Origin of the sequence: Arthrobacter sp. yr096, from assembly GCF_900108925.1 — a bacterium.
In the GTDB taxonomy this organism is placed as follows: domain Bacteria; phylum Actinomycetota; class Actinomycetes; order Actinomycetales; family Micrococcaceae; genus Arthrobacter.
Genome location: NZ_FNYI01000004.1, coordinates 363,613 through 374,500, shown reverse-complemented (window position 1 = coordinate 374,500; position 10,888 = coordinate 363,613). Strand labels below are relative to the sequence as shown.

The window sequence follows — 10,888 nt, the reverse complement described above, 5'->3', positions numbered from 1 at the left end:
CAACCCGCCCCCTCACACCAAACCCACCAACCGCCGTCGAACACCAACCCCGGAAACCAACAACGCTCCCCCACCACAGTGAGAGAGCGTTGCCCAAAAAAGACCAAAACGTGAGAGAGGATCCCCCGAAAACCCCAAAAAGGTGAGAGAGCGTCGGAAGGGAAGAAGGGAAGCCAATGCGGGAGTATGGGGCGAGGCGCGGGTCAGTGACCTCCGTGGCCCCCGGCACCTTCGGTCTTGCGCATCATGGCACCGAGGATGACGGCAGCAACGGCAATGATGGTGGCTGCCAGGAACGCTGCCTGCATGCCGGCAACGAGGCCGGACGAAGCAGAAACCACGGCGTAGATGGACACAAGCAATGCCGTACCAGCTGCACCGGAAACCTGCTGGGCGGTGCTGATGATCGCCGAACCGTGTGAATAGAGGTGCGGCGGCAGTGGGTTCAGGCCGGTGGTGAAGGCCGGTGTGAACAACAATGCCAGGCCGAGGCTCAACGTAACGTGCAGCGCAATCACCCATCCCAGCGCGCTTCCCTCATCAAGCCGGGAGAACTGCCACAGAGTCAGGACCATGAGGACTGAGCCGGAAACGGTGAGCGGCAGCGGACCCACTTTGTCGAAGATGCGGCCAATGACCGGACCCAGCAAACCCATGGCCAAACCGCCCGGCAGCAACGCCAACCCGGTCTCCAACGGCTGCAGGTGCAGGGTGTTCTGCAGGTACAGCGGCAGCAGGATCACACCACCGAACAGCGCCATCATGGCGACGACCATCAGCAGCGTGGACACAGTGAACATCCGGAATTTGAAGGCGCGGAGGTCCAGCAGCGGCGCGTCCGATTTCTGGAGCTTCAACTGCCGGAAGACAAACAGCGCCAGGGAGAGGAGACCCACCACCAGGGCGATGACCGGAACAATCCCGGCGTTGGCGCCACCAATCTGGCTCAGGCCGTACACCAGGCCACCGAAGGCAGGAACAGTAAGGATCACCGAAGTAACATCCAAAGTGGTCTTCTCGCGCTCACCCACGTTGGTGAGGTATTTGGCGCCAATCGCAAAGGCTGCCAAGGCAACGGGCAGCACGAACACGAACATGAAGCGCCACGAGAAGTGGTCCAGGATGATGCCGGAAACGGTGGGCCCCATGGCAGGAGCAACCGAGATGGCAATGCTGACGTTGCCCATGACGGCACCGCGCTTTGCCATGGGTACCAGCGTGAGGATGGTGGTCATCAGCAATGGCAGCATGATGGCCGTTCCGCCGGCCTGGACAATGCGCGCCAGCAGCAGCACCAGGAATCCCGGTGCCAAGGCGGCCAACAATGTGCCGCCGCTGAAGAGTCCCATAGCCAGCATGAACGCCCCGCGCGTGCTCATCCGTTGCAGGATGAACCCGGTGGTGGGGATGACGACTGCCATGGTCAGCATGAACCCGGTGGCCAACCACTGGACTGTGGAAGCGCTGACCTGCAGGTCCGTCATGAGCCGCTGCAGGGCGACGTTCATGATGGTCTCGTTGAGGATCACCACGAAGGTGGCAACCAGCAACGTGACGATGACCGTCACCGATTCGCGGGACATCTTGCCCGACACAGGCGCCTGTGACACCGGAGCCTGCGGGGCGGCTGCCTCCGCAGAGGCGACGGTACCGGAAGCGCCGGATTCAGGCTTGCCGTTGGCGTCGGACGTGACGTCGGTAGACATGAGGGTTCCCCAAGGTTTGGATTTGGTGTCCGGCGATCTGTGCCGGTGAAGACTAAAACAGTCTAAACGCCCATCCAATTCCCGTCAGCAGGAAAATTCCAAACGTTAGGAAAACAACGGGGCGTTATCGATGAGCCGCACCGGGCCAACCTTGGCTGCAATGATCGCCAGCCCTTCACCGCGGAAGGGCGTCTCCTTGCAGTTCTCTGCCAGCGGCTCCAGCGTGGCAGGATCCACGACGTCGAAATAGTCCAGTTCCACCAGTGGCTGGGATTCAACAAGCGCGACGGCGGAATCCAGGTCCAGCGGTTGGTGTGCGGTGGCGCGCGACTCAATGAGGCGCAAAGCCCGCGACAACACCAGCGCGGCCTCCCGCTCCTCCTCAGAGAGAAAACGATTACGGCTGGACAACGCCAAACCGTCCTCACTCCGCACGATCGGCACGGGAACAATTTCCACCGGGAAGTTCAGGTCAGAAACCATGCGCTTCACCAGAGCCAACTGTTGCGCGTCCTTCTGGCCAAAGTAAGCCCGGTAGGCGGCCGTCGTGCCGTCCGTGGCAGCACCTCCGGGCAGTCCGTAGTGAAGCAGCTTGGCCACCACAGTCAGGGCGCCGTCGAAGTGCCCCGGGCGCGAGGCACCTTCCCACTTTTCGCCCAACGGGCCGGATGTCACCCGCACCAAGGGCTGGCCGCCGGGATACACCTCGTCCACGGACGGTGCGAAGACGAGGTCCACGCCTTCGGCATCAAGCAGGGCCATATCTGCCTGGAGGGTCCGTGGGTAGCGGTCAAGATCCACAGCATCACCGAACTGCAGCGGGTTCACGAAGATGGTGGCCACCACGACGTCGTTCTCAGCCACTGCGGTCCGCGCCAACGCCGCGTGGCCCGCGTGCAAAGCCCCCATTGTGGGCACCAGGCCCTGCGAGTTTCCACCTTTGGCAGCCAGGAGCCTGGCACTCTCGGCGCGCAGTTCCGCCGCGGTAGTTACGAGTTTGATGGCCATGCTGTTCAGTTTCCTTCCGGCGCGTTGGGTTCAGCGCCCAACGCCTGGTCAATGTCATTCAGTTGTTCCGGGCGCAGCAACCCGCGGTTTACCGCCCGGCGGGCAGTAGCCTGCGCCATGGCCTGGTAGGCCGCGAGGACATCGCCGCCCGCACCGCCGTCGTATTCCCTCAGTGCATTCGCGTGCGCCGCAACAGTACCCACATCCCCGCGCGCCACGGGACCTGTCAGTGCCGATTCGCCGGAGGCAAGGGCGTTCTCCAGCGTGGCCCGCAGCAGCGGACCGAGCATGGATTCAGGGGATTCGACCCCGATCTCCCGGAGCATCTGCGACGCCTGCGCCACCAGCGTGACCATGTGGTTGGAGCTGTGCGCGAGGGACGCGTGATAGAGCGTGCGGTCCCCTTCGGCAATGACCACTGGCTCAGCACCCATCTCAACTACCAATGCCTGGGCGATCGGAAGCATGGCGGCGTCCGCGGTCACTCCGAAAGTGCAGTCCATGAGCCGGGTCAGGTCCAGGCTCATACCGGTGAAGGTCATGGCCGGGTGCAGTGCCAGTGGGATGGCGCCGGCTGGGCGGACCGGACTGAGGATTCCGACGCCGAATCGGCCGGACGTATGCGCCACCAGTTGGCCAGGCTGCCAGGCGCCGAGCTTTGCCAGTCCGGCGATCAACTCCCCCAAGGCATCGTCCGGAACAGCCAACAGCACGAGTTCCGAGCGTTCCACGATGTCCTGGATCTCCAGGATCGGAACGCCGGGAAGCAGGGTCCCGGCCCGCTCCCGACTCGCCTCGGACACAGCAGAAACCCCGACGACGGCGTGTTCGGCCGCGCGCAAAGCGGCACCGAGGACGGCACCCACCTTGCCGGCGCCGATGATGCCAACTCCGAGTCGTCCTGGCCTAGCCATTGTGTCGGTCCTCCTGGGGTGAAGTCTGGGGTTGAACGGGTTGTACGGGTTGTACAGGCTGCGCTGGCCGTTGGGGCTGTTCGGCTTCCACCGCGGCCGCAACCTCGGGCGCCTGCGGTGCTACCTGAGCCAGCCATTGTTCGCTGGTTTGCCGCTTCCGTGCTTCACGTGCCCGGGCGGACTGCTGGTCGAAGAGCTCCACGGCCTGCTCCACTCCAGCTTGGAACACGCGGGGAGAAACGGGTCCAGCCGTGGTGTGGAGAACCAGATCGGCCACCCCGAAGCGCCGCGCCAACGGTCCCTGGTGCAGCGCCATGGACTGCGTCCGCTGATGCGGCACAAGGACCAAGGTGCGCCACCAACGGCCGGAACGGATCACCAAGGCAGTCCGGGTGGCAAAGAATCCGTTGCGCCGCCAACCCAAAGGGGCCAGCAAGCGGGCACGGCGGGGCGTGGTGACGAACCCGTCCCCTGCGCTGGACTGAGGCCCGGCCGGTGCCAAGCCCTCCAGCCCGGCAGTGAAGACCCGTTCCGGATCCCCCACACCAGGATCCGGCAGTACCAAGGACATCATCCGCATGACATCAGACTTCAAGCCAACAGGAAGCAACACGGTGCGGGCAGCGCCCTCACTGCTGGCCGAAACACCGTAGCCGGCAACGTTGACGTGCATGCGGTACCAGCCGAAGACCCTCCAAAGGGGTGGCTGAGTGACCATCAGCGCCTGGATGCGTCCGGGCGGCAGGGTCTGCGCCTGCGTATCCAACAAGCCGTAGCGAAGGCGGATGCCGTCCGGGGAGATGGCCGCGGTGAAGTTGTAGCCCTTGTTGAACGAACTCCAATACGCGGCACCGATACCCAAAATGCCAGGGATGAGCGCCAGGAAAATGGCGTTGTTCTCCAGGAGAACCGAGGTGGTGACAACAACAGCGGCGCCGAGCAGAATACCGACGGTTTGCTCGCTTAACAGCAGGGCACCGATGAGCCTGCCCGGCGGCACGGCCAGCACCACGTGCTCCGGCGCTTCGGGAATCTCCTCGATTGTCTCGGGACCGCTGACCACGCCCGCTGCCCGCGCAAGGATGGTGGCGCGGAGCTGCTTGGCCTGGTGGAGCGGAAGGTAAGCCAGCCGCACTGCCGACTCGCCGGCGTCGGCCACTTCAAACTTGAGTTCGGCGAGACCAAAAATCCGTGCCAGGAGCGGCTGCACAATGTCGATGGCCTGCACACGGTCCAGGCGTGCCTGCCGCTGCTGCTTAAACAGGAAGCCGGTGTTCACCCGCACATAGCCTTCGGCCACCTGGTAGCGCGTGAAATACCAGCTGAGGATGAAGCCGCCAACTGTCAGGAGCAAAACGACGGCGCCGCCGGCCAGGAGCCATGGAACACGGCCGTTCAGGTTGGGATCCAGGAAATCCCGGCCCTGCAGCATCCGCTCAAAAGCGTCGCGGCCGAAGAAGAATCCGACGGCGGCCAGCGCCACCCAGCCGCGAACGAATGGTGACGCCGGGTGGACACGCTTCCAGTCGCCGTCGCCCGTTGCAGCCGGCGGGCTCACAGCCGCACTGTCCGCAGGGCTCACAGCCCAGCCAGCCTGGCTTCTCCGCGGGCAGAAAGTTGCTCGCGCAGACGCGCGCCTTCCTCAGCGGGGAGTCCTGGCAGATGTGCGTTTGTTCCGGCCGAGGCCGTGTGAAGTTTCAGGGTGCACAGCCCCAGGCCGCGCTCGACGGGCCCCACTGCCACGTCCACATACTGCATCCGGCCGTAGGGAACCACCATGGTGCGCTGGAAGAAGATGCCGCGGCGGATGAGGAGATCGTCATCGCGTTCTGCGTAGCCGATGGCACGCACTTGGCGCGGTATCAGCAGGAGCCGCCACAGTGCCAGAACCAGCATTACCGCCGGAACTGTGATGGCGAGCCATAAGGGTGGCCATCGCCACCAACCCAACAGCACGAAAATGAGCGGCAAGCTGAGAATGGCCACCATGAAGACGTTGCCGATGGCCCACTCCACCAAGCGAACGGTGACGTACTTCGGGGACACCCGAAGCCACTGAACGCCAGGAGGGTCAATCGCCTCGGTATGCATACTCGCCTTCACCTTTGGTTTCGCCGCGACGGGGTTCCGGTCCGGCGGTACCGCCCTCAAAGTCCTCCGGGGGTATCCGGCAGAACCGTTCAACAACAAGTCCAACCACTATCATCACCACGCCTCCACCGCCCATCAGCACGGCATTCCAGAGGATGCCTTCACCGCTGCGCAAGCCGCCGACGCGGAGAAGGTCAACCGAGATTCCCGCATGCCAGCCGAGGAGCAACGTTCCGGCGTAGGCGCAGGCCTGGGCCAAAATCAGGGTCCGGGCCGCCAGGATCGGGTTGAGCATGTTCTTCTTTTTGCCATTCCGCCACCGCAGAACCCGGATCCCCATGACAAGCGTGAGGCCGACAATGACGCCCATGGTGATCAGCGCAGAGACTGGCAGGACCGGGGTGGGCATGCTGAAGCGGTTGGTAGTTGCAGTGGCCAACCAGCCGATGACGGCAGCGATGACGGCAATGAGCACCAGAACCACGGGGCGCATGGCTTTCATGGCTACTCCACCGCTCCCGTCGCTGGCACTCCGGCGACGTCACCGTAGCCGTCAAACCGACGAATGTCCGGCATGTCAGCTGCGACGGCGGCAAGATCGGCAACGCTCTGACCGTTGAGTTTCGCGTGTGGTTCCAGCAGGGACCACGGATAGAGAACAAAAGCGCGCTCCCCCGCCCGGGGGTGCGGGAGGGTGAGGATGGGGTCGTCACTGACGAGGTCGCCGAACACGACAATGTCGACGTCCAGCGTCCGGGGACCCCAGCGCACCTCGCGGGTACGGTGGTGCTTCTCCTCCACCTCGTTGCAGTGCTTCAAAAGCTCCAACGGCGTGAGCGTGGTCTCCACAGCCATGACCATGTTCAGAAAGTCGGGTTGGCCCTCGGGACCGCCAACTGCCTTGGTCTGCACCACCGGAGAAACGCCCAGGAGACGAACCTCCGGAGGGTCCACCAGATCGGCCACGGCGGTGGACAGAGTGTCGTTACGTTCCCCCAGGTTGCTGCCAAGGGCCAGGATGGCCTTGGTATAGCCGGACGTCATGATCGCTCCCGGTGGACGCTGACAGTGACGTCGCCGAACGGCACCTCGATGGGAGCTTTGGGCTTGTGGATGGTGACGTCGACCGCGGCCACGGTGTAATTCGCCAGAATGGCCTCGGCAATCCTGACGGCCAGGGCCTCGATCAGGTTCAAGGGCTCGCCCTCGATGTGTTGGGTGATCAGTTCAGCAACTTCGCCGTAATGGGCTGTGTACTGCAGGTCATCCGTCTGGGCAGCCTTGGTGAAATCCGTGTGCAGCACGGCATCCACCACGAACGGCTGGCCATCACGGCGCTCGAAATCGAAGACTCCGTGATAACCGACGGCGGTGACGCCGGTCAGCGTGATCCTGTCCACAGCGTTTTCCAATCAGCGGGCTATACGGGCGGCGACCTTGACGGCGTCAAGGTTGGGGCCGACGTCGTGGACGCGGACAGCCCAAGCGCCCTTGGTGGCGCTCAAAGCGGTAATGGCAGCGGTCGCGGCGTCGCGTTCCAAGGGAGCAGCCGACTTACCGGACACCGTGAGAAGCGAACCGAGGAACCGCTTGCGGGAGGCAGCCACCATCACTTTGTGGCCAAGCGTGAAGAGCTGGTCCAGATTCTTGAGGATCTCCCAGTTCTGGTCCTCGTTCTTGGAGAAACCTACGCCGGGATCGATGATGATCTGCTCCGGAGCCACGCCCGCTGCGTACAGCTTGTCGCGGACGCCGCTGAGCTCAGCCACCACGTCCTCCGTCACGTTGTTGTAGTCCGTGAGGCTGTCCATGGTCAGGGCGTCGCCGCGGCGGTGCGTGAGGATGTACGGAGCCTTGGTGCGCGCCACGAGCTCGGGCATGTCCGGCTCAATGGTCAGGCCAGACACATCGTTGATGATGGCCGCTCCGGCGTCTACTGCTGCCGCTGCCGTGGACGTGTGCATCGTGTCGATGCTGACCAGCGCACCGGCCTTGACCAGGGCCTGAATCACCGGGATGACGCGGCGCTGTTCTTCCTCAGGGGAAACCGGTTCGGCGCCCGAGCGCGTGGATTCGCCCCCGACGTCGATGATGTCCGCCCCTGCGTAGAACATGCGCAGCCCCAGCGCGATGGCAGTATCCGGCGTGCGGTGGGTGCCGCCGTCGCTGAAGGAATCCGGGGTGACATTGAGGATTCCCATGACCAGCGTGCGGTCCGTTGGCAGGTCCTCGAACCTTGCCGCGGGGCGCGGCTTGCGGAGAACCGGCAGCGGGCTTGTAGCCGGGCCGGTTCCGGGTGCTGCAGCGAGGGAGTCCATAGTGCTTACCTTCCGAGTATGAGGCTCATGGCCTCGGCGCGGGTGGCCGGGTCATGGAGTTGACCGCGCACCGCGCTGGTGACGGTCTTCGCGCCGGGCTTGCGGATGCCGCGCATTGACATACACATGTGTTCACATTCGACGACGACTATCGCCCCGCGTGGGTTGAGGTGCTTCACGAGCGCCTCCACGATCTGGGTGGTGAGGCGTTCCTGCACCTGAGGGCGTCGCGCATAGATGTCCACCAGCCTGGCAAGCTTGCTTAGGCCGGTCACCTTGCCGTCATGCGACGGAATATAACCAACATGCGCGACGCCGTGGAACGGCACCAAGTGATGCTCGCACGTGGAGTAGAAGGGGATGTCCTTCACCAGGACAAGCTCTTCATGGTCAAGGTCGAACGTGGTGGACAGGACATCCGCAGGGTGCTGGTGCAGCCCTGCAAACACCTCGGCATAAGCCTTGGCTACGCGCTTGGGCGTGTCCTGGAGCCCACCACGGTCGGGATCTTCACCTATTGCCAGGAGAATCTCGCGGACAGCGGCTTCAATACGCGGGCGGTCAACTTTGTGGCCGTGCTTGGAGCCCGCGGCGGAACCGTGGGCGGCGGCGAGGTCGTCGTCGTCGTCGAAATGAGTCACAGCAGAAAGCTTAGCCGTGATGCGGGTGGTCGTTGCCGCCGTCGGGATGCGGGGCCTGGAACGAATCCTGGCTGCTGACTCCTTGGGCATGCGGTGCGACGACGTCCAGCGGCTCGTCCAGACGCGCCTTCTTGGCTTCTTCCTGGGCTTCGCGTTCAGCCTTCTCAGCGCGGCTTTCCACCGGTGGAATCGACTGCACCGGACGGGACTCCTTGGACAGCCAGATTTCGCGGAAATCGCGCTTCCGGATGTCGTGGAAGATCTCGGCGATCTCGGCCTGGTTCAGGGTTTCCCGCTCAAGCAGTTCCAATGCCAAGCGGTCCAGGACATCGCGGTTCTCCGTGAGGATGGCATAAGCCTCATCGTGCGCCTGATCGATCAGGCGACGAACTTCCTCGTCCACGACGTACGCGATCTGGTCTGAGAAGTTGCGCTCCTGGGCAGCGTCGCGGCCGAGGAACGGTTCGCCGCCACCCTGGCCCAGCTTCACGGCGCCAACGCGTTCGCTCATGCCATACTGCGTAACCATCTTCCGGGCCGTGGAGGTGGCCTTTTCGATGTCATTTGAGGCACCGGTGGAGGGGTCGTGGAAAACGATCTCCTCGGCAACACGGCCACCCATGGCGTAGGCCATCTGGTCCAGGAGTTCGTTGCGGGTCACCGAGTACTTGTCGTCCTCGGGAATCACCATGGTGTAGCCAAGGGCACGGCCACGGGGAAGGATGGTGATCTTGGTGACCGGAGCGGAGTTGCGCAAGGCAGCGGCAACCAGCGCGTGGCCGCCTTCGTGGTACGCGGTGATCTTGCGTTCAAGTTCCTTCATCACGCGGCTGCGTTTCTGCGGGCCGGCCATGACGCGGTCGATTGCCTCGTCCAGCGCGCGATCGTCAATCAGGTTGGCGTTGGAACGCGCCGTCAGCAATGCGGCTTCGTTGAGCACGTTGGCCAGGTCAGCGCCGGTGTAACCGGGAGTCTTCTTGGCCACGGCTTTAAGGTCGATCCCTTGCGCCATGGGCTTGCCCTTGGCGTGAACGTTAAGGATCTGTTCGCGGCCGATCATGTCCGGGGCTTCCACGGTGATCTGGCGGTCGAAGCGGCCCGGGCGCAGCAAAGCGGGGTCCAGGACGTCCGGACGGTTGGTAGCCGCGATGAGGATGACGTTGGTCTTGACGTCGAAGCCGTCCATCTCCACGAGGAGCTGGTTCAGGGTCTGCTCACGCTCGTCATTACCGCCACCGATGCCGGCGCCACGGTGACGACCGACAGCGTCGATTTCATCAACGAAGATGATGGCGGGGGAACTTGCCTTGGCCTGCTCGAAGAGGTCTCGGACACGGGAAGCACCAACACCGACGAACATCTCAACGAAGTCCGAGCCGGAGATGGAGAAGAAGGGAACGCCGGCCTCGCCGGCAACAGCACGGGCCAGCAGCGTCTTACCAGTGCCCGGAGGGCCGTACAGCAGCACACCCTTGGGGATCTTGGCGCCAACGGCCTGGAACTTTGCGGGTTCCTGGAGGAACTCTTTGATTTCCTGGAGCTCCTCAACGGCCTCGTCAGCACCGGCGACGTCGGAGAAGGTCACCTGCGGCATGTCCTTGTTGACCAGCTTGGCCTTGGACTTGCCGAACTGCATCACCTTGGAGCCGCCACCCTGCATGCGGGAAAGAAGGAACCAGAACAGCACACCAAGCAGCAGCACCGGGATGAGCAGCGAGAACAAGCCGGAGAACCAGTTGTTCTCGATCGGCTGGTCCGTGAAGCCCTTGTCCGGGTTGGCGTTGGTAACAGCCTTCACAACATCAGGACCGCGATCCGTGACGTAGAAGAACTGGACGTTCTTGCCCTTGTCCTGGCCATCCAGGTTCAGGTTGTCCTTGAGCACCAGGTCAACGCGGTTCTCGGCGTCGAAGATCTTGGCCTGCTCAACCTTCCCGCTCTGGGAAAGGAGCTCCAGGCCTTCCTTGGTGTCAATGCGCGTGGAACCGCCCGGAGCCAGTGTTGCGAATGCCACCAGGAGCAAGCCAACGACGACAACAATCCAGATGCCCGGGCCCTTGAAGAAACTCTTAGCTTTCATCTGATCGGGGTTTTGCCCCGTCCCTCCTGGTAGTGCTGCAAGGCGCAACTTCTGCGCGCGAGTGGTGCTGCTTCAGTTTCAAGCTATACACCGTTCCCAGTAATTCACGCATCGGAAAGTCCAAAAGTTC

11 protein-coding genes are annotated in these 10,888 nt (G+C 63.3%); all 11 read right to left on the bottom strand.

Annotated elements, in window-relative coordinates; translation table 11 throughout:
- Nucleotides 1-203 precede the first annotated feature (203 nt).
- Nucleotides 204-1,706: a DHA2 family efflux MFS transporter permease subunit gene (locus tag BMY91_RS12670; protein WP_090822374.1), complete on the bottom strand. Its 1,503-nt coding sequence runs from the start codon at nt 1,704-1,706 to the stop codon at nt 204-206.
- 105 nt (nt 1,707-1,811) lie between these two features.
- On the bottom strand, nt 1,812-2,714 hold the full coding sequence (gene panC / locus BMY91_RS12665) for a pantoate--beta-alanine ligase (protein ID WP_090822372.1): 903 nt from the start codon (nt 2,712-2,714) through the stop codon (nt 1,812-1,814).
- A 5-nt stretch (nt 2,715-2,719) separates the two neighbouring features.
- Nucleotides 2,720-3,628: a Rossmann-like and DUF2520 domain-containing protein gene (locus BMY91_RS12660; RefSeq protein ID WP_090822370.1), complete on the bottom strand. Its 909-nt coding sequence runs from the start codon at nt 3,626-3,628 to the stop codon at nt 2,720-2,722.
- Nucleotides 3,621-5,186 carry a PH domain-containing protein gene (locus BMY91_RS12655; protein WP_256212724.1) on the bottom strand — a complete coding sequence of 522 codons (1,566 nt, stop codon included), beginning with the start codon at nt 5,184-5,186 and terminating at the stop codon, nt 3,621-3,623. The genes BMY91_RS12660 and BMY91_RS12655 overlap by 8 nt, the downstream gene beginning before the upstream one ends.
- 20 nt (nt 5,187-5,206) lie before the next feature.
- Nucleotides 5,207-5,719 carry a PH domain-containing protein gene (locus BMY91_RS12650; RefSeq protein ID WP_090822366.1) on the bottom strand — a complete coding sequence of 171 codons (513 nt, stop codon included), beginning with the start codon at nt 5,717-5,719 and terminating at the stop codon, nt 5,207-5,209.
- Entirely contained in the window at nt 5,700-6,221 is a 522-nt protein-coding gene (locus BMY91_RS12645; RefSeq protein ID WP_090822364.1) for a DUF3180 domain-containing protein, read from the bottom strand. The genes BMY91_RS12650 and BMY91_RS12645 overlap by 20 nt, the downstream gene beginning before the upstream one ends.
- A gap of 2 nt (nt 6,222-6,223) precedes the next feature.
- Nucleotides 6,224-6,763, bottom strand: a complete 540-nt coding sequence (gene folK, locus BMY91_RS12640) for a 2-amino-4-hydroxy-6-hydroxymethyldihydropteridine diphosphokinase (protein ID WP_090822362.1) — start codon at nt 6,761-6,763, stop codon at nt 6,224-6,226.
- A complete protein-coding gene (gene folB, locus BMY91_RS12635) occupies nt 6,760-7,119 on the bottom strand; it encodes a dihydroneopterin aldolase (protein WP_090822360.1) in 360 nt (119 codons plus the stop codon). Before folB ends, folK begins: the two co-directional genes overlap by 4 nt.
- 12 nt (nt 7,120-7,131) lie before the next feature.
- The gene (folP, locus tag BMY91_RS12630) at nt 7,132-8,037 is read right to left on the bottom strand and encodes a dihydropteroate synthase (RefSeq protein ID WP_090822358.1); all 906 of its coding nucleotides are present in this window, start codon (nt 8,035-8,037) and stop codon (nt 7,132-7,134) included.
- Between the two features lie 5 nt (nt 8,038-8,042).
- Nucleotides 8,043-8,678: a GTP cyclohydrolase I FolE gene (gene folE, locus BMY91_RS12625; protein WP_090822646.1), complete on the bottom strand. Its 636-nt coding sequence runs from the start codon at nt 8,676-8,678 to the stop codon at nt 8,043-8,045.
- Nucleotides 8,679-8,688: 10 nt separating this feature from the next.
- Nucleotides 8,689-10,758 (bottom strand): ATP-dependent zinc metalloprotease FtsH, encoded by a 2,070-nt coding sequence (ftsH, locus tag BMY91_RS12620; protein WP_090822356.1) that lies wholly within the window; start codon nt 10,756-10,758, stop codon nt 8,689-8,691.
- Nucleotides 10,759-10,888 lie beyond the last annotated feature (130 nt).